This window comes from Robinsoniella sp. KNHs210 (assembly GCF_000686105.1).
GTDB classification, from domain to species: domain Bacteria; phylum Bacillota; class Clostridia; order Lachnospirales; family Lachnospiraceae; genus Robinsoniella; species Robinsoniella peoriensis.
Window position 1 is genome coordinate 3,783,940 of record NZ_JMLZ01000002.1, and the last position, 19,181, is coordinate 3,803,120.

Here is a 19,181-nt window from a genome sequence, read left to right on the forward strand (position 1 = left end):
ATGAAAAGGAAAGCAATAGCACTTTTACTGGCTTGTACTATGGCACTTTCACTTGCAGCTTGCGGAGGAGGATCAACCAGTTCAGGAACAACGGAACCTAAGACGGAAGCAAAGACAGATGCGGCTACAGAAGCAAAATCAGAAGCGGCATCGACTGAGACAAAGACAGATGAGACACAGGCAGCGGCAGATGCGGAAACAAAAGAAGCTTCCGTTGGCGGTACAACAGAGATCACCTGGTGGGCATTCCCTACATTTACACAGGAAAATGCAGGTGATGCATTTGGATCTTACGAACAGAAAATCATCGATGCTTTTGAGACAGCCAATCCGGATATCAAAGTTAAATTAGAGACAATTGATTTTACATCAGGACCGGAAAAGATTGTTACAGCAATTGAAGGCGGTACAATCTGTGATGTGTTATTTGATGCTCCGGGACGTATCATCGATTATGGTAAGAGCGGCAAGCTTGCAGAATTAAATGATATGTTTACCGATGATTTCGTAAAAGATGTTGGAAATGACCAGCTGCTTCAGGCATGTAAAGCCGGCGACACAGCTTACATGTATCCAATCAGCTCCGCACCTTTCTATATGGCATTTAACAAACAGATGGCAGAAGATGCAGGGGTTGCTGATTTAATCAAAGATGGCTGGACAACCGATGATTTCACAACCGTTATTACTGCATTGCATGATAAAGGATATAATCCGGGATCAGTATTCTGCAGCGGCCAGGGCGGCGATCAGGGTACCCGTGCATTTGTTTCAAACCTCTACAGCAGCGCGATCACAGATGATGCTATTACAAAATATACAATTAACGATGCAAATGGTGTAAAAGCTCTTGAATATATCAAAAAAGCAGTTGATGACGGCACATTAATGAATGGTTCCGCTTACAACGGCGGTGATGATATTCAGAACTTTGCAAATGGACAGACTTCTTTTACTCTGTTATGGTCTCCAGCACAGCCGGAAACACAGAAAGAGTTATTAGAATCCAGTAAGGTTGAGTATATTGAGGCTCCATTCCCATCAGATGATGGAATTCCTGCATTAGAGTATCTGGTAAATGGTTTCTGCGTATTCAATAACGGTGATGATGCAAAGGTTGAAGCATCTAAGAAATTTATCCAATTTGTTTGTGATGACAGTGAATGGGGACCAAAAAATGTAATCAGAACAGGTTCTTTCCCGGTTCGCCAGTCCTTTGGAGATTTGTATAATAATGAAAGAATGACAACTCTGGCAGGCTGGACAAAATATTATTCACCATATTACAACACCATCGATGGATTTGCTGAAATGAGAACTTTATGGTTCCCAATGCTTCAGGCAGTAATGAACGGAGATAAAGATCCTCAGGCAGCTGCAGATGAATTTGTGCAGCAGGCTGATGCATCTATTACAAATGCTGCAACAACAGCGAAATAAAAATCAGCAGGGACGCTGCAATGGGATTTTAGCAGTCAACATTGCAGCGCTTTGTCTGTAAAGACAGTTATTTCTATATACACTTATGGGATTTGAAGGGAAAGTGTGAAAGAAAAGCACTTTCACACTACTGATTTGGGAATAGCACAAGCAGGCTTGCGCTATTCATGGTGTCAAGTGTGAAAGAAAATCGCTTTCACACTACTGATTTGGGAATAGCACAGGCAGGCTTGCGCTATTCATGGTGTCAAGTGTGAAAGAAAAGCACTTTCACACTACTGATTTGGGAATAGCACAAGCAGGCTTGCGCTATTCATGGTGTTAAGTGTGAAAGAAAAGCACTTTCACACTACTTATTAAGGCAGTATCGCAGACAGGCCTGCGATATGCAGGAGGTATAAACATGAAAAAAGTAAATAAGCTAAGAATGAGAGAAACAATAGTATCTTATTGTTTTCTGGCTCCGGCATTATTATTTTTTATTATATTTGTATTAATACCTATGATAATGGGGGTATTTACCAGTTTCTTTCGTTATACAATGAAGGAATTTACTTTTATCGGATTAAATAACTATATCACAATGTTTCAGGATACAACATTCCAGAAATCACTGGTCAACACACTTATCATTGTTATCGGATCTGTTCCGATTGTTGTAGCTTTTGCATTATTTGTTTCTTCACAGACTTACGAGAGAAAGGCATTTGCAAGATCATTTTTCAGATGTGTATTTTTCCTTCCGGTTGTAACTGGTACGGTTGCCGTAACGGTTGTCTGGAGATGGATATATGATCCGCTTTCCGGTATTTTAAATTACACCTTAAAGGCTGGTCATGTGATAAGTCAGAATATTATGTGGCTGGGAGATAAAAAATATGCCCTTGCGGCAATCATTATCATCTTGTTGACAACTGCGGTTGGACAGCCAATTATTTTATATATTGCTGCAATGGGTAATATTGACAAATCATTGGTGGAAGCAGCTGAGGTTGACGGCGCTAACAAGTTCCAGGTGTTCTGGAAAATTAAATGGCCAAGTCTTCTTCCAACAACACTATACATAGTAGTAATCACAACGATTAACTCTTTCCAGTGCTTCTCGCTTATCCAGTTATTAACTTCCGGCGGGCCAAACTTCGCTACCACAACCATTATGTATTATCTGTATGAAAAAGCATTTAAGCTGTCCGAGTATGGATATGCAAACGCAATGGGTGTATTTTTAACGGTAGTTATCGGTATTATCAGCCTGCTTCAGTTTAAATTCCTGGGCAGCGATGTAGAATATTAGGAGGGAGGACAAAAAGATGAAGAAAAAATCTACACCATTTACAATAGTATCAACTGTCGTTCTAAGCATATTGACCGTCATCTTTGTTTTTCCTTTTTACTGGATTATGACAGGGGCATTCAAGTCCCAGGGAGACGCAGTTAAGATTCCGCCCCAGTGGTGGCCGACCAATCCTACAATTGAGCAGTTCCAGCGTTTACTTGTGCAAAATCCGGCGGCAAGATGGCTGTTAAACAGTGTTTTGATTGCGCTTATTACCATGCTGGCTGTCTGCCTCACCTCTGCACTTGCCGGATATGTTTTGGCTAAAAAACGTTTCTATGGACAGAAGATTTTATTTACGGTTTTTATAGGTGCAATGGCACTTCCTAAGCAGGTTATTCTGGTTCCTCTGGTAAATATGATCAGCTGGATGGGAATTCATGACACCATGGCTGCCGTTATTCTTCCGCTGATTGGATGGCCCTTCGGTGTATTCCTGATGAAGCAGTTTAGTGAAAATATTCCCACAGAGTTACTGGAATCAGCAAAAATTGACGGGTGTAACGAACTTCGTACTTTTAGCAGCATTGCGTTTCCAATTGTAAAACCGGGATTTGCAGCGCTGGCGATATTTACCTTCATTAATACATGGAATGATTATTTTATGCAGTTAGTTATGCTGTCTTCCAGAAAGAATTTGACAATCCCCCTTGGTGTTGCAACCATGCAGGCAGAGCTTTCCACAAACTATGGATTGATTATGGCTGGTGCAGCCCTGGCAGCAATTCCTATCGTTGTAATATTCCTGATCTTCCAGAAATATTTTACACAGGGAATTACCATGGGAGCAGTTAAGGGATAAGGTGCAAAATTTAAGGGAAGCTATCAAAAACACGAATATGATGAAGTATCATAGTGTTGCAGGATGGTTTCCCTTTCCTTGCGTTGAATTGCAGTCTGTTTATATCAAACACGCCTTAGAGTGTGTTTTAAAATTCACTCCTGCCATCTGCACGCCCCACTTTGCGGCATATTTGCCCCGAATTCAGGTTGCGTAGCCCGCTACGCGCCCTTCATCCGGGACAAATCTACCACAAACTGTGACACACATCTGTCAGAAAGCAATTTTCAAACACGCCTTAGAGCAAAAGAAAGGACTTATAAAATGATCTATGATAATTTAGAGAATATACAGCGATATCGCGGGATATCGCAATACCTGGACCAGGCCATTGACTTTATAACGATGAATGATCTTCAATTATTACCCCTTGGAAAGACAGTAATTATGGGGGAGAAAGTATTTGCTAATGTGATGGAATCCCAGGCCCAGGAGGAATCAAAAGGTAAATTTGAGATTCATAAAAAATATATGGATATTCAGATTGATATAGAAGGAACGGAAATGATTCAGATTGGTTTAGGGGAGTCTGAAATATTGGATTGCTATAATGAAAAAACAGATTTCGGCACAGTTTCCTGCGCCAGGTCTGCTTCTTGCGTTATGGGGCCGGGGCGTTTTATCGTTTGTATGGGCGAGGAGCCGCATAAGCCGGGAATCTTGCAGGATGAAAAGCCATATCTAAAAAAATGTGTAATTAAGGCTGCAGTTAGCTAAATGCATTATATTTGAAAAGTGAGGAATCTTTATGAAAATAGCAGTGCTGGATATAGGGGGGACATCCATAAAATCAGGTGAATTTATGGATGGACGATTATGTAATATAAAGGAAACGGATACCAATGCCCAAAATGGCGGGGCTTATGTAATGGAAAGGGCAGTGGAAATACTCAAGGGATACAAAGGATTTGACAGGATTGGGATCAGTACTGCAGGACAGGTGGATTCTTCCAGAGGCTGTATCCGTTATGCCAATTCTAATATTCCGGGTTATACGGGAATGGAAGTGAAGCGGATTATGGAAGAAAATTTCCATGTCCCTGCAGCAGTTGAAAATGATGTAAACGCTGCTGCACTGGGCGAGGCAAATTTTGGAGCCGGACGGGAGTTTGCAGATTTTCTGTGCCTGACTTATGGCACCGGTGTAGGCGGGGCTATTGTTATTGACCACAAGGTTTATAAGGGCAGCAGATTTTCGGCAGGAGAGTTTGGAGGCATGGTGATTCATCCCGGGGACAGGGAAATATCAAAGGATATATTCAGCGGCTGTTATGAGCGGTATGCTTCCACAACAGCGCTAGTAAAAAATGCAATGCTGCTGGATGAGAGTCTTAGTAATGGAAAAAGGATATTCGAACGGCGAAAAGAGGAAAGTGTGGCAGAGATTATTGATGCCTGGATAGAAGAAATTGTACTGGGACTGGTTTCACTTACACACATATTTAATCCTTCCTGCATAATTTTAGGCGGAGGGGTAATGAAACAAAAATACATACTGGATAAAATCTGTAACATTCTGTATAATAATGTCATGGAGAGCTATCGTGACGTAAATATTAGACAGGCACAGTTAGGGAATACAGCCGGATTATTAGGGGCTGTACAGATAGCCTTGGATTTAAAGGGAGATTGAGAATAAATACCAAGGAGGTGAATAGGTGGATAACACAAACATCGTTTTAGAGATTCAGTCATCTTATAATCAATTTACAAAAGCGGAGAAAAAGGTGGCGGATTACGTAATTAAGAATCAAAGTAAGGTATTGTATATGTCGATAACAGATCTGGCAGATGCCTGTAAGGTGGGTGATACCAGTGTATATCGGTTCTGCAGAACAATGAAACTGCAGGGATACCAGGAATTCAAAATGCGGTTGTCACTCAGCCAGGGTGCTACTTCCAGCAGCAGTACCAAGACAGTACTGGAAAGCAGGAGGTTTGATGACAGCCTGGGAGAGATGGCAGAAAAGGTTCTGCAATTACATTTAGCTGCAATTAAAGAGACTTATATGCTGCTGAGCAGAGATAATTTTGACAAAATACTGGATATGTTCGAGCAGGCAAAGAGGGTTTTCTTCTTTGGGATAGGAGACAGTCTGCTGACTGCGGAAGAAGCAAGAAATAAATTTTTAAGAATTACCAACAAGGTAATCTGCATTACGGATCCTCATATGCAGGCCATGGCAGCGTCTATGACAACTGAAGAGGATCTGATTGTAATCATATCGTATTCCGGAGCAACAAAGGACAACATTCATGTGGCAAAGGTAGCGAAAGAGGCGGGTGCAAAGATTGCGTGTATCACGCATTTCCAGAAGTCACCGCTGACATCATATTCGGATGCAATCTTATTATGCGGTTCCAGTGAAGGTCCGTTAGAAGGCGGTTCCATGACAGCAAAGCTGAGCCAGCTGTATTTAATAGACTTGTTATATCAGGAGTTTTATGAGAGAAATTATGAAAGCTGCAAGTTCAATAATGAAGGGACCTCCCGGGCAGTGGTAGAAAAATTATTTTAGAAAGCGATTAGCTGTCTGTGAAAGTTTGCTTGCAAAATGATATATTTTATGATATGATTTTTTGAGTTTCAATTAAACAGAATGCTTTCAAAGCTATATGTTTGCCTGTTTCTGAATTAAACAGGAAAATATATAGCTTTTTCTTTGTGATTTATTTGAGGAGGTAAGATGTAATTATGGCAGTTAATCAAGATAAAATGAAAACCCGGGCTATTTTTCCGCTGCTGATGTCTATGGCAGTACCTATGATGCTTTCTATGCTTATGCAGTCACTGTATAATATTGTGGACAGTATCTTTGTGGCGAGGCTTGGACCGGAGGCTCTGACGGCAGTTTCTCTGGTATATCCGCTGCAGAACATTGTAGTTTCCGTGGCGGTGGGTATTGGTGTTGGAATCAGTTCCGCAATATCCATTAGTATAGGAGGCAAAGATTTTGAAAAGGCGAATAAGACAGCTTCCATCGGAATGCTGCTTACTGTGATTCATGCAGTACTGTTTTTAGTGGTCGGAATCGTAGTTACAAAGCCATTTTTAAGTATGTTTACTGAGAATGCTGTCATTTTGCAATATGGATGTGAGTATTCTTATATCGTGCTTTGCCTTGCATTTGGCTGTCTGCTTCAGATTAGTATGGAAAAAATATTTCAGGCAGTGGGAGATATGGTCACTACTATGGCACTCTTGGCCAGCGGATGCATTATTAATATCATATTAGATCCTATTATGATTTTCGGACTCCTGGGTTTTCCGGCACTGGGAGTAAAAGGGGCGGCTATTGCAACGGTAATTGGACAGATCAGTGCATTTCTTCTGTATGTGCTGGTTTACAGAAAGAAAGATATTGGAATTAAGATTTCCCTTAAATATGTAAGCTTTGATAAGGGTATTATAAAACAGATCTATTCGGTGGGGATACCGTCAACAATTATGATGGCGCTGCCGTCGCTGCTGGTCAGTATATTAAATGGTATCTTATCCAGGTTTTCAGATCTGCATGTGGCGGTTCTGGGTATTTATTTTAAACTACAGACCTTCATTTATATGCCTGCGAATGGCGTTGTCCAGGGGATGCGTCCAATCATCGGCTTTAACTATGGTGCAGGCGAGAAGAAGCGTATGAAGCAGACCGTTCATTTAAGCCTCCTGGTGGTCTTTTGCGTTATGCTGATTGGAACAATCGGTGCGCTGGTGTTCCCAAGGCAGATTCTGATGTTGTTTGATGCCACAGATGACATGATGAAGATTGGTACAGAAGCGCTGCGCGTGATAAGTCTGGGATTTCTGGTATCATCTATAGGAATTGTGAATTCCGGGACTTTTGAGGCATTGGGAAGAGGGAAGGAGTCCCTGATCGTATCACTGCTCAGACAATTTGTAGTGACGGTTCCTCTGGGATACCTTTTGTCAAGATCTATGGGAGCTCTTGGAATCTGGATTGCTTTTCCGGTTGCTGAGGTATTGGCGGCTGTCGTAGCGCATATATTATTAAAAAAGATTTATCGGAAAATCGCTTGCAGCAGCGAGGGTAAAAATAAAGATCCGGACTTGATTTGTTTATAATATTTTAACAGAATGTTTAAATTTGCAGGCGGCGTAAAGGTATACAATAAGAAATAACTGAGCTATAATAGAAGAAATATAGTATTAGATGACAGGAGGATTTGAAATGGATCATTATATGTCGATTTTAAAACAGTTTGGGGTCATTATGACAGTCGCTGGTGTAATTATTGGTATTATTATGTCGTTTGTAGTATTCTTTGCCTTCATGTCAAAGAAAAACGTAAACCGTTTTCATGGTTTCTTTGGCTGGCTTTATGATTATCTGCAATTTAAAAATTTTATTATTGAAGGGCTGTTAAAGTTCTTTTATGTACTTGGGGCGTGCGTCTGCACCACGGTGGGGGTATTTAATATTCTCTGCCTGCAAATGGTACTTGGTTTTGCAGTACTGATATTTGGCAATCTGATACTTCGTATTTTCTATGAATTTGCATTAATGATCGTGGTTATTTGCAGAAATGTAAGTGAAATTAATAAGAAAATGGGCGGCGGTGTCGACCATAGGACTCAGTTTAAAGAGTGTGAAATTCCTCCGATGCCGAAAAAAGAAGATTTTGTTATGAGAGATCCGCAAAAAGATGCTATGCGTGAAACGGCTGCTACCCAGAGCCAGCCAGTATATCAAAATACCGGAATCATGCAGCCGCAGGCGGTTATGAGTACAGCGGCTCCGGCAGCAAACACAGCGATACTGGCACCAAACACAGCGACACTGGCAGCAAACACGGCGGCACCGGCAGTAAATACAGTACCGGCAGCAAACACGGCGGCACCGGCGGTAAATACAGTACCGGCAGCAAACACGGCGGCACCGGCGGTAAACACAGTACCGGCAGCAAACACGGCGGCTCTGGCGCCAAAAGAGGTTCTGTCCACAAGTAGTACCGCTGAAACGGCAGAATCAGAGAAGTTATACACGGAAAAATCTGATATTGTGGATAACTCTAAGAAATTATGTCCGTCATGTGGAAATGAAGGCGGGGAACTAGATGCGTTTTGCAGCAGGTGCGGCAGAAAGTACTAAATGTCAGAAAAATTTAAGAAGCGTATTCTTGACATAAAAATTACCATATGATATATTGAATTTACATAAAAGGGAGTAGCCTAACCGAAAGGTGATTCGAAATCGTCAATACGATATTTTATATCCGTATCGAATGAAATGTGCAAGACTTTTATTGTAGCGAAGATTGCTGCGATAAGAGTCTTTTTATTTTGCTCTCTGAAACCGGCAGTCTTTGCAGTAACCTGACACCAGTTAAGGCCGCTAAAGGCCGAGAGAGGAGAAAGAGTATGGACAATGCAGAAAGAAATAACAGGGAAATTGAAGAAGCAATAATGGCGGGAAGAGCAGCATTACAAAGTTTGAACCGTGTAGACCAGTCATTAGCCAGTGCTAAAGGATTCGGAATATGGGATATGCTGGGAGGCGGTTTTATCAGCGGAATGCTCAAGCATTCCAAGATTGACAGTGCCAATGAAGAGATGGAAAATACCAAAATGCTTCTGCGAAAATTTCAAAAAGAGTTGCGGGATGTAAGTATGCATCCTGAGGTGCATATTGATATTGGCAGTTTCGCAGTATTTGCTGACTTCTTTTTGGACAATATAGTATCAGACTGGTACGTACAGTCCAAAATCAATCAGAGCAAAGAACAGGTTGAGGAGGCTATAGAGCGTGTAGAAAATGCACTTTATAGCTTGGAAAGAATGAAGCAGTAAAGAATGAAGCGGCAAAGAATGAAGCGGCAAAGAAGACAATTGTAAATAAATGACTCAGGAGGATTGGATATGGGATGTTTAGGAAATATTTTATGGTTTATTTTTGGAGGATTTATATCAGGTATCAGCTGGCTTTTGATTGGCTGCCTGTGGTGTATTACCATCGTAGGTATTCCGGTTGGAACCCAGTGTTTTAAATTTGCAGGCTTGTGTTTCTTTCCATTTGGAAAAGAGGTTGTATATGGCGGAGGTGTTGGCTCTTTATTGTTAAATGTATTGTGGCTGATACTATCCGGCATACCCCTTGCAATTGAATCGGCAGTTATCGGTGCAGTTTTGTGCATTACCATTGTAGGAATTCCATTTGGATTACAGCAGTTTAAGATTGCAAAACTGGCATTGATGCCATTTGGTGCGAGAGTAGTTTAAAAAGAGATCGGCAGAGCTAATTGACGGGCCTGCCGGTTTTTTTGTGCTGTAAGTTCCTGTCATTCTGTATATTGGGTATAAGATATAGTAGAAAAACGGCTACAAAGAGTTTATAATAGATGTATTGAATAAAAAGGAGGCATTTTAGATGAAAGTTTCAATTTTATATGATTCACAAACTGGTAATACAAAAATGTTAGCAGATACGATATATAATTCGGTCAGAAATCTTGTGGATGTGATGTTCTGTGGAAATGCCGTGGATGCCAAAAGCGATGAGATTACAGATTCGGAGATAATATTCCTTGGATTCTGGACAGATAAAGGACAATGCTCAGATAAATTAAAAGGTGTATTGCCAATGCTGTGCGGAAAAAAGATTGCGCTGTTTGGAACGGCCGGATTTGAAGGGTCAGAGGAATATTTCCAGAAGATCTTATCCGGTGTGAAGGCCGCCCTTCCCCAGGACTGTCAGGTGGAAGGAAATTATATGTGTACGGGCCAGATGCCGGTGTCTGTACGAAAGCGTTATGAAGGAATGCAGGAAAAGGGCATGCCTCAGGCAGATGCTTTGATTCGAAATTTTGATCAGGCTTTGGGACATCCGAATGAAGAGGATCTGAATGGCGTTAAAAAGTTTGCATTAAGTATGATCAGGAGCTGAGTATGAAGATTATAATATCTCCTGCAAAGAAAATGGTGCAGGATGAAAATTCTATAGAATTTACTGATTTTCCGGCTTTTTCAAAACAGGCGGAGACATTACATAGTATATTAAAGAGGCTTTCTTATGAAGAGCTGAAGGGGATATTGAAGTGCAATGATAAAATTGCAGAGTTAAATTTCAGGCGGTACCGGAATATGAAACGGTTAGATGTACGCCGTGGACTTACCGGTATGACACCGGCTCTTTTGACATATGAAGGAATTCAGTATCAATATATGGCACCCCGGGTGTTTTCAGATCGCCAATGGGAATATGTTCAGGAAAATCTGCGTATTCTTTCCGGATTCTATGGGATACTAAAGCCCCTGGATGCAGTATATCCTTACCGGCTGGAGATGCAGGCTGCTTTGGCGGCAGGTGATGGGAAGAATCTTTATCAGTTCTGGGGCAAACGCATTTATCGGGAGCTGGTTAAGGATGATAAGGTAATACTGAACCTGGCATCCAAAGAATACAGCAAAGCAGTAGAACCATTTCTGGAGCCCGATATTCGGTTTGTTACCTGTGTATTTGGAGAAGCGGTGGAAAGTGATCAGAACCGCAGAATTCGGGTGAAAGGGACCCAGGCAAAAATGGCAAGAGGGGAAATGGTCCGCTGGCTTGCAGAAAAACAGGTGGGGGAAATATCCAAAATCAAAGAATTTAAAGGTTTGGATTATTATTTTTCCCAACAGGATTCCAGCGATAATATATTGGTATTTTTAAAAGACGTAAATAAGGACAGGCAGGAGTAGAAAGAGGAGACAGGATGCTGACAGAAATCAGGGAGATTGTAAAAGAAGCAGGGCAGATACTGAGAAATGCCCATGCCGGAAGCAAAAATATATCTGAAAAAAGTGGTTATGCGAATTTTGTGACTGCATTTGATTGCCAGATACAGGAATTTTTAGTAGAAAGATTAAAAGCGGTTTTTCCGGAAGCCGGTTTTATCGGAGAAGAAAATCATATGCAGGAACCTTTGGGGGAAGGGTATTATTTTATCATTGATCCCATTGACGGAACTACAAATTTTATTCATGATTATCATCACAGTTGTATTTCAGTTGGAGTTGCATATCAGGGGAAGGGTTTTGCCGGAGTTGTATATAATCCTTATCTGGATGAGATGTATTGGGCTAAGAAGGGCGAAGGGGCATATTGCAATGACGGGCGCCTGACGGTAAAGGATGTCTCTCTTGAGGAGAGTATTGTGGCTTTCGGATGTGCCAGGTATAACTCAGAAGAAACGGACCGTTCCTTTGATTTTGCCAAGAAATTGTATCTGCAGAGCCATGGAATACGTAATGGCGGGTCTTCTACCCTGGACATCTGCCGGATTGCTTCCGGGAGGAATGGACTTTATTTTGAAATGCTGTTACAGCCATGGGATTACGCTGCGGCATCCGTTATATTGGAAGAGGCAGGCGGAGTCATTACTACAATGGATGGAACTCCGATTACCTTAGATGCACCCTGCTCCATTCTGGCAGGAAGTCCTGTAGTATGGGAGGAAAGCATGGGTTTATGGAATAAATAGCTGGTAAAAAATTTATTTTCTAACGCTGCCATTTTGTTATGCCAGCGGGAAAGGAGCGCGTATGAGAAATCATGAAGTTACTGCAAGCCAACCACTTCTACAGAAAGATGGCAGTCTTACGGAGCCAGGGTGGTCCAGACTCCAGGTTCAGATTTATGACAGATGCAAAATTAAGGCTCCGAAATTCAGAATTAAGGAATGGGATTATTATTTGGTTCTGAATCAGGATTTCGCTGCGGCATTTACTATTTCGGATGATGGTTATATTGGACTTGAATCGGCGTCGATTCTGGATTTCACCAGACCCTGGGAACATACCGAAACGATCTTAAAGCCGTTTACCATGGGAAGGATGCACCTGCCTTCTAATTCTATGGAAGGAAATACCAGTTATCATGACAAAAAGATGCATATGCGTTTCGAGGTACAGAATGGAAAGCGGAGAATCCGATGTAAGTGGCCCCGCTTTTTTGAAGGGAAAGAATTTTCCTGTGATATTATATTGGAGGAGACACAACAGGATTCTATGGTAATTGCCACTCCATGGAAGGAAAAGAAAACAGCTTTTTATTATAATCAGAAAATAAATTGTATGAGAGCAAAAGGCAGGATGCGGCTGGGGGATCGGGAATTTATCTTTTCCCCGGATACGGATTTCGGAACACTGGACTGGGGACGGGGCGTCTGGACGTATGATAATAACTGGTATTGGGGATCCGGAAATGGTGTTGTTAACGGGAAGCCATTCGGATTTAATATCGGATATGGATTCGGAGATACCAGTGCGGCATCAGAGAATATCCTTTTTTACAATGGAACCGGGCATAAACTGGATGACGTTGTCTTTCATATTCCATCTGACAGTTATATGAAAAACTGGACGTTTACATCCAGTGACGGGCGGTTTGAAATGGAATTTGAGCCGGTTATAGACCGGGCTGCCAAGATGGATGTAATTGTGGTGGGTACAGATCAGCATCAGGTATTTGGAAAAATGAAAGGGCGGGCTGTCCTGGATGATGGAACAGCGCTTGAGATAAAAGATTTTATGTGTTTCGCTGAATATGTCCACAACCGGTATTAAACGCGTATGAATAATTGTCCGGACAGAGGTATTTTGATACACGTAACAAGGATAATAAAAGGGAGTAAGTGACCATCAATGGGGAAAGATATGAAGATATTAGTGGATGCTGATGCATGCCCGGTAGTGAAAATTGTAGAGAAAGTGGCGCAGGAAAAGGAGATTCCGCTGATTTTGATTTGTGATACTTCACATGTAATGAGTTCGGATTATGCACAGGTAATTATAGTTGACAAAGGGGCAGATTCAGCAGATTTTGCCCTGATCGGAAAGTCTGTCAGAGGGGACATTGTGGTAACACAGGATTATGGTGTTGCGGCAATGGCCCTTGGCAAAGGGGTGTATGTGATGCACCAGAGTGGTAAAGAATATACCAATGAGAATATAGACCAGATGTTGTTTGAACGGCATATGTCTAAGAAGGCCCGGAGAAGTTCATCCAAATTCCATGGGAAAGGCCCGAGGAAGAGGACTGAGGAAGACGATATTCGTTTTGAAGAGGCTTTTCGAAGGCTTGTGGAGAGAGCTATTGCCAAAGAATGAAGCTTTGGCATGGATACTAATAATGCTGTGAGGGAAAGATCCTTTGTATAGTTGCATAAAATTATCCGGGGTATTAGATAAATTACCTACAGCATAACACTTGACAAAGATTGTATACAATTATACAATAATTTGGTATCTGATAATGTAGTCATGTGCGGCGTTTTCTAAGCAGCCATTGGAATTACTGGCTTTTTAGAAATTGCTGTACCAGCCGGCGTATGAAAGTGCGCAAATCATTGTTTGAAAGAACATGGTATCACGTATGAAAAGGAGAGATTATGCAATTACTGGGTCAATTTGGGATTATTTTGATTGTTACCTTTTTAGGGGAAATGATGCATCACTTTATATCCCTTCCGATACCGGCCAGTATTTATGGTTTGGTATTGATGCTTTTTTGCCTGTCAACGAAAATAATTAAACTTCACTGGGTGATCAATGCAGCACATTTTCTGCTGGATATTATGCCACCCATGTTTATTCCAGCCGCGGTAGGCCTGATTGTGGTCTGGGGGGATCTGCAGAAGATTTTACTTCCAATCGTCGTTATTACATTTGTGACAACGATTATTGTTATGGTGGTAACAGGAAAGTCATCTCAGAAGATTATTCAAAAACAGCGAAAGGACAGGGAAAGCAGTGAAAGAATTTCTATGTGAATCCGTTTATTTTGGCGTTGCAGTATGTATCTTAGGATATGTATTAGGGATATTGATACGGAAAAAATTTAAGAAGGCAGTTTTTAATCCGTTGCTGATATCCATTATATTTGTTATTTTGGTGATTAAACTCCTGGGTGTGGATTATGACAGTTTTAATGAATCCGCAAAATATCTCAGTTATCTGCTGACTCCTGCGACGGTCTGTCTGGCGATACCGCTATATCAGCAGTTGGAGCTTTTGAAAAAGAATATGGTGGCGGTAACTTTTGGAATCGTGTCCGGAGTACTGTCCAGCTTAGTCAGCGTGCTGGCGCTGGCATATTTGTTTGGACTTGAACATCAATATTATGTTACACTATTACCAAAGTCTATCACGACTGCAATTGGAGTGGGAGTGTCGGATGAATTAGGCGGAGTTACGACAATTACGGTGGCTGTTATTATTGTAACCGGTGTACTTGGAAATATTGTTGGGGAGCTGGTGTGCAAGTTATTCCGCATCTACGAACCAATAGCGGTAGGGCTGGCACTGGGCACCTCTTCACACGCAATCGGAACATCAAAAGCGCTGGAACTTGGAGAGGTAGAAGGAGCAATGAGCAGTTTGTCAATTGCGGTTTCCGGTATATTAACCGTAGTGGGAGCCTCGATTTTTGCTAACTTTCTATAAAGTAAGATTCTCAGCTGATACGCCTTTAATAATACAGGGATAGGGGGCAGTTATGCGTAATTATAATACGATTATTATTTTGAATCCTGAAAAGGACCGGGTACTATTTTGTAAAAGAATGAATGATCCATATGAGGGTCTGTTTAATTTTGTAGGAGGAAAAATAGAACCGGGAGAAACCTCAGAGGATGCGGCCTACCGTGAGCTGGAGGAAGAGACCGGTATCGGCAGGGAGGATGTAGAGTTGTATTACTTTATGGACTTTTGCTGGCACCTGCAGGATATGAGAATGGAAGTATATGCTGGGGTGTTAAAACATGATGTCACACTCAAGCCGGAAAAGCATCCGCTGCATTGGCTGGGATTTGAAGAGAATTTCTTCAACATGAAAAAGTTTGCCGGGGAAGGCAATATCGGCCATATGCTGGAAATTCTGAAAATGTCTAAGGAGATATTCGGACCGGTGCCTATGACGGTGGAGGAGTTAATAGATAAGGGCTGTATCTGTATGCAGAATATAGATGAGGGATTCCGGGATTATGACTGGGTGTTTTTAGAAGGATCCAAAGATGATCTGTATCAGTATCTTCAGGATAAAATCATAGAAAATGGTATGGAGAATTCTTATCTGGACTTTTATTATGGCAGTTTAAAACAGGATGAAAGAGATCGTATTCAGACAGTGTTAAAACCCGAGGAAATAGAATATCTGGAGAAATTGTGCTTAAAGGAGGATCAGATCTATTTTACCATGACACAGGAGTTGTTTGAGCTGGCATTTCGGCTTTCCGAATCTGAGGCGCTGTTTAGCAGTTTTTATTTTGCAAAGGAGCCATGTACTGTCTGGAGTAATTACGGTCACAAATTTGTGGTATTTACAAGAAAGAAATGATATGAGAACATAAGTGCCCTGGCCGCAGTTTTGCGTCAGGGCACTTATGCTGTCTATTGTTTCTGAATTTTGTACATATAAGATTTGAATATTGTACATGTACAATTCTGAAGGATTCCTATAAGGTAATAATAGTATTAAAAAAAGAACGGGAGGAAAAAGATGAAATCAAAACAATTCATTTATGGTACTTTGACATTTGCAATGGTTTTTTGTTCTGCGGGGTTTTTGGCAATGGCAAAGGAAAACGGGAAAAGCAATGATTACCAGCAGGAAGTGGATTCAGGAGAAATGAGTGTTACGGCAAACAGTGAGCACAGAGGGGCTGAAATTGCAAAAGCATTTGACCGGGACAGGAACACTTTTTGGGACGCCGCATGGGAAGCGGGGGACAAGGGGTTAAATGAAAAGCCCATTGTAGTTGACGTGGATTTTGCTGTGCCTAAAATGCTTTCCAGGCTCGTTTATACACCCAGGCAGGATAACAATCCAAATGGGCAGATTCTGGAATACTCCATATATGGGACAACACAGGATGGAGATACGGTTACCATTGTGGAACAGGGATCATGGGAAAATAATTCCCGGGATAAGGAAGTAGTACTTGGTGGGGAAGCTCCGCTGTCCTCTGTTCAGATTCAGATTAAAAAGGGCAGTTTAGGGAGTGGCGTTTCAGAGACAGCAGCAACCGCGGCGGAGTTTACCTTTTATGAAACCGTTAAAAAGGCTGGTATCAGCCAGCAGACTATGGCGTTGACAGAAGGAGAGAGTAAAACACTTCAGTTAACGGAATATACCGGACAGAGAATCACATGGAACAGCAGCAATCCCGGCGCAGTAACGGTTGGAGAAGACGGTACGGTAACGGGGATAAAAGAAGGAACCGGAACGATAACCGGTTATACGGAAGCTGGAGAATCAGCATCCTGTGAAGTGAGTGTATCGTCAGCAACAGCACCTGAAATTCCCGGAAAGGTTCTTATATTTGAAGATAACTTCAGTGGTGATGCGTTGGATCTTACAAAATGGAATAACTGGTGTGTAGACTTAAAAGAGTCGGGATTATTCCGTTACGGAAATTCACCGGAGATTGCGGTTCATCCTGATAATGCATATGTAAAGGAAGGAACCTTACGGCTGCTTGGAAGTAAAGAAGATACGTTTTTTGACGGACAGACAAGCCATTATCGTTCTGCGATGGTGCAGACAAGAGATAAATTAGAAGAAAAATATGGATATGTAGAGGCAATGGTTAAAATTCCGGATGTACCGGGAAGCAATCCGGCAGTGTGGACAATGCCTCAGGCAGATGAAGTAAATGGCGGCTGGCTCTGGGGAGATGAAAAGAATTTTGGTGCCGAGATTGATATTCTGGAAAGGCCTCATCCGAAAGGCGCACCGGAATATGCAGGACTTGCTGAAAAATACTGGATTACCATGCATTATGACAACTATACATATGATCCACATGAGAAATACCATACACAGCCAACTATAAAGAATCCATATAAGTGGCATAAGTTTGGGATGGAATGGACACCTGAGTACATTCATTTTATGCTGGACGGAGAGGTAGTGGCAACACAGGAAAATAATGTGCCCAATACTCCGGAAATCTTTATTTTAAGCTATGGACTTGGGGGCTGGATTGGTACTATTGCAGATGAGTTTCTTCCGGCTGAAATGGAAGTGGATTATGTCAGATGGTATAAATAGTAAAAAGTTTAAAAAAAGGACATGCAGCATTTTAAAATATGGCATGTACGAAAACCTAAAATTGTATTATTTTATAAATATAAATCAGAGAGAGGAGTATTATAAATGAAAAAGAAAAAAGCAGCAGCAGTTCTGTTATCGGCAGCAATGGTTCTTTCACTTGCAGCATGCGGTACGGGCAATAATAATTCGGATAAGGCGGCTACATCAGGCAAAGAGGTTACCGAGGCTCAGGCAGATTCAGAAACGAAGGGGGCCGATGAAAGTAAGACGGGTGAAACACAGAAGATCACCGCACTTGTACAGCAGTCCAGGAATTTCTCGGGTCTGCAGAATATGATTAAAAAGTTAGAGAAGGAAGAGAATATTAAAGTGGATGTTCAGGTGGTTCCGGATGATGAGTCACTGAACATGATTAAAATGAAACTGAATTCCGGTGAGTGTCCGGACTTAATCGATTACAATGTGCCTGCTATTTATGACATCGTGGATCCGGCTGCTAATTTTGCAGATATGTCCGGTGAAGAATGGGTAAGCAAATTAAAGATACCGGAAAATGTAACAGCAGATGATGGTAAAATTTATGGATTTCCGTTCCTGTCCGTACCAGGGGTACATGGATTTACTTATAACGAAGATGTATTTCAGAAGTGCGGCGTGACTGTTCCAAATACCTGGGAGGAATTCCTGGATGTATGCCAGAAGATCAAGGACAGCGGAGTAACACCTATTTTTATGCCAAAGGACACTTGGGTTCCCCAGGTTCTTATGACCGATAATTTTGCGAAGACCCTTGGTGATGAGAAAGTGAAAGAGTTCAGCGAAAAGATAATGAAAAATGAAGCAAAATGGACGGATGTTCCTGAGTTTGCAGAAGTAATTGATAAATACTTAAGCCTTTATGAAAAAGGATTTATGAACGATAATTTTGCTTCCGCTACTTATGACGATGCTATTCTTGCGGTTGCCGAAGGTAAAGCAGCCATGCATTTTAACGGTGATTTCTTTGCAGCCTCAGTGCTGGAGGCTAATCCGGAAGCTAAGATAGGAATGTTCGCAATGTCTATGAAAGACGGCGTGGATGTAATGACAGAGAATATGTCATCTGCTGGTTTTGTAGTTTATAAAAATTCTAAGAATATGGATACCGTTAAGAAGGTGCTGAATCTCTGGTCAACTCCTGAATATGCCGATTTGTATTTTGAAGAAAGACCGGCATTCCCGGCTTTCCAGGATGTAAATGGCGGAGAAGTACCGGAATACCTGAAAGCTGTAAATGAAAAATATATTGAAGCCGGAAAGGTTATTCCGGAGTTTAACTACTCAGTGATGGATTTAAATCCGTTGTTTGAAAGCACTTTATATGTATATTACGTGGATGCTCCTGCAAAAGGTAATATGGATGGAAAACAGATCATGGAGAAATTCCAGGGCGACTTTGAACAGTATATGATTGATCAGGGTGCAGAAGGATTCTAAGATACAGAAAATAGAGGAGCTGCAATAGCAGCTCCTT

Annotated in this window: 22 protein-coding genes; 20 read left to right on the forward strand and 2 right to left on the reverse strand. The window is 41.5% G+C overall.

Going from position 1 to position 19,181, the window contains the following annotated elements; translation table 11 throughout:
• The 3 genes from CD03_RS0123030 (at position 1) to CD03_RS0123040 (ending at position 3,578) form a co-directional block, all read left to right on the forward strand.
• The gene (locus tag CD03_RS0123030; protein WP_027295642.1) at positions 1 to 1,440 is read left to right on the forward strand and encodes an extracellular solute-binding protein; all 1,440 of its coding nucleotides are present in this window, start codon (positions 1 to 3) and stop codon (positions 1,438 to 1,440) included.
• A gap of 403 nt (positions 1,441 to 1,843) precedes the next feature.
• Entirely contained in the window at positions 1,844 to 2,734 is an 891-nt protein-coding gene (locus CD03_RS0123035; RefSeq protein WP_027295643.1) for a carbohydrate ABC transporter permease, read from the forward strand.
• A 16-nt stretch (positions 2,735 to 2,750) separates the two neighbouring features.
• Positions 2,751 to 3,578 (forward strand): carbohydrate ABC transporter permease, encoded by an 828-nt coding sequence (locus CD03_RS0123040; protein ID WP_027295644.1) that lies wholly within the window; start codon positions 2,751 to 2,753, stop codon positions 3,576 to 3,578.
• A gap of 99 nt (positions 3,579 to 3,677) precedes the next feature.
• Here the strand turns inward: CD03_RS0123040 and CD03_RS40130 are convergent, their stop codons facing one another.
• Both CD03_RS40130 and CD03_RS40135 read right to left on the reverse strand, forming a co-directional pair.
• Positions 3,678 to 3,725 (reverse strand): hypothetical protein, encoded by a 48-nt coding sequence (locus CD03_RS40130; protein WP_442969746.1) that lies wholly within the window; start codon positions 3,723 to 3,725, stop codon positions 3,678 to 3,680.
• Between the two features lie 36 nt (positions 3,726 to 3,761).
• Positions 3,762 to 3,827, reverse strand: coding sequence for a DUF6783 domain-containing protein (locus CD03_RS40135; RefSeq protein ID WP_394910230.1), 66 nt, complete (start codon positions 3,825 to 3,827; stop codon positions 3,762 to 3,764).
• A gap of 54 nt (positions 3,828 to 3,881) precedes the next feature.
• Here CD03_RS40135 and CD03_RS0123045 point away from each other — a divergent pair, with 54 nt between their 5' ends.
• The 17 genes from CD03_RS0123045 to CD03_RS0123130 all read left to right on the forward strand — a co-directional run bounded on the left by CD03_RS0123045 (position 3,882) and on the right by CD03_RS0123130 (position 19,144).
• A complete protein-coding gene (locus CD03_RS0123045; protein ID WP_027295645.1) occupies positions 3,882 to 4,334 on the forward strand; it encodes a YhcH/YjgK/YiaL family protein in 453 nt (150 codons plus the stop codon).
• Between the two features lie 31 nt (positions 4,335 to 4,365).
• Positions 4,366 to 5,250: an ROK family protein gene (locus CD03_RS0123050; protein ID WP_027295646.1), complete on the forward strand. Its 885-nt coding sequence runs from the start codon at positions 4,366 to 4,368 to the stop codon at positions 5,248 to 5,250.
• A 25-nt stretch (positions 5,251 to 5,275) separates the two neighbouring features.
• A complete protein-coding gene (locus tag CD03_RS0123055; RefSeq protein WP_027295647.1) occupies positions 5,276 to 6,136 on the forward strand; it encodes a MurR/RpiR family transcriptional regulator in 861 nt (286 codons plus the stop codon).
• A gap of 176 nt (positions 6,137 to 6,312) precedes the next feature.
• A complete protein-coding gene (locus tag CD03_RS34510; protein ID WP_044289611.1) occupies positions 6,313 to 7,698 on the forward strand; it encodes an MATE family efflux transporter in 1,386 nt (461 codons plus the stop codon).
• 106 nt (positions 7,699 to 7,804) lie between these two features.
• Positions 7,805 to 8,725, forward strand: coding sequence for a hypothetical protein (locus CD03_RS0123065; RefSeq protein WP_027295648.1), 921 nt, complete (start codon positions 7,805 to 7,807; stop codon positions 8,723 to 8,725).
• 269 nt (positions 8,726 to 8,994) lie between these two features.
• On the forward strand, positions 8,995 to 9,423 hold the full coding sequence (locus CD03_RS0123070) for a hypothetical protein (protein ID WP_027295649.1): 429 nt from the start codon (positions 8,995 to 8,997) through the stop codon (positions 9,421 to 9,423).
• A gap of 69 nt (positions 9,424 to 9,492) precedes the next feature.
• Positions 9,493 to 9,852, forward strand: a complete 360-nt coding sequence (locus CD03_RS0123075; RefSeq protein WP_027295650.1) for a YccF domain-containing protein — start codon at positions 9,493 to 9,495, stop codon at positions 9,850 to 9,852.
• Positions 9,853 to 10,000: 148 nt separating this feature from the next.
• Positions 10,001 to 10,516 carry a flavodoxin family protein BilS gene (gene bilS, locus CD03_RS0123080; protein WP_027295651.1) on the forward strand — a complete coding sequence of 172 codons (516 nt, stop codon included), beginning with the start codon at positions 10,001 to 10,003 and terminating at the stop codon, positions 10,514 to 10,516.
• Positions 10,517 to 10,518: 2 nt separating this feature from the next.
• The gene (gene yaaA, locus CD03_RS0123085) at positions 10,519 to 11,313 is read left to right on the forward strand and encodes a peroxide stress protein YaaA (protein WP_027295652.1); all 795 of its coding nucleotides are present in this window, start codon (positions 10,519 to 10,521) and stop codon (positions 11,311 to 11,313) included.
• Positions 11,314 to 11,327: 14 nt separating this feature from the next.
• Complete coding sequence (locus CD03_RS0123090) at positions 11,328 to 12,095, forward strand: inositol monophosphatase family protein (RefSeq protein WP_027295653.1); 768 nt, start codon at positions 11,328 to 11,330, stop codon at positions 12,093 to 12,095.
• 61 nt (positions 12,096 to 12,156) lie between these two features.
• Positions 12,157 to 13,179: a DUF2804 domain-containing protein gene (locus CD03_RS0123095; RefSeq protein WP_027295654.1), complete on the forward strand. Its 1,023-nt coding sequence runs from the start codon at positions 12,157 to 12,159 to the stop codon at positions 13,177 to 13,179.
• 90 nt (positions 13,180 to 13,269) lie between these two features.
• Positions 13,270 to 13,722: a YaiI/YqxD family protein gene (locus CD03_RS0123100; RefSeq protein WP_027295655.1), complete on the forward strand. Its 453-nt coding sequence runs from the start codon at positions 13,270 to 13,272 to the stop codon at positions 13,720 to 13,722.
• Positions 13,723 to 14,003: 281 nt separating this feature from the next.
• Positions 14,004 to 14,384: a CidA/LrgA family protein gene (locus CD03_RS0123105; RefSeq protein ID WP_027295656.1), complete on the forward strand. Its 381-nt coding sequence runs from the start codon at positions 14,004 to 14,006 to the stop codon at positions 14,382 to 14,384.
• Positions 14,365 to 15,057 carry an LrgB family protein gene (locus tag CD03_RS0123110; RefSeq protein WP_027295657.1) on the forward strand — a complete coding sequence of 231 codons (693 nt, stop codon included), beginning with the start codon at positions 14,365 to 14,367 and terminating at the stop codon, positions 15,055 to 15,057. The genes CD03_RS0123105 and CD03_RS0123110 overlap by 20 nt, the downstream gene beginning before the upstream one ends.
• A 52-nt stretch (positions 15,058 to 15,109) precedes the next feature.
• The gene (locus CD03_RS36800; protein ID WP_063837257.1) at positions 15,110 to 15,949 is read left to right on the forward strand and encodes an NUDIX hydrolase; all 840 of its coding nucleotides are present in this window, start codon (positions 15,110 to 15,112) and stop codon (positions 15,947 to 15,949) included.
• Between the two features lie 162 nt (positions 15,950 to 16,111).
• Positions 16,112 to 17,665 carry a discoidin domain-containing protein gene (locus CD03_RS0123120; protein WP_027295658.1) on the forward strand — a complete coding sequence of 518 codons (1,554 nt, stop codon included), beginning with the start codon at positions 16,112 to 16,114 and terminating at the stop codon, positions 17,663 to 17,665.
• A gap of 105 nt (positions 17,666 to 17,770) precedes the next feature.
• On the forward strand, positions 17,771 to 19,144 hold the full coding sequence (locus CD03_RS0123130) for an ABC transporter substrate-binding protein (RefSeq protein ID WP_027295659.1): 1,374 nt from the start codon (positions 17,771 to 17,773) through the stop codon (positions 19,142 to 19,144).
• The last annotated feature ends 37 nt before the right edge of the window (positions 19,145 to 19,181 follow it).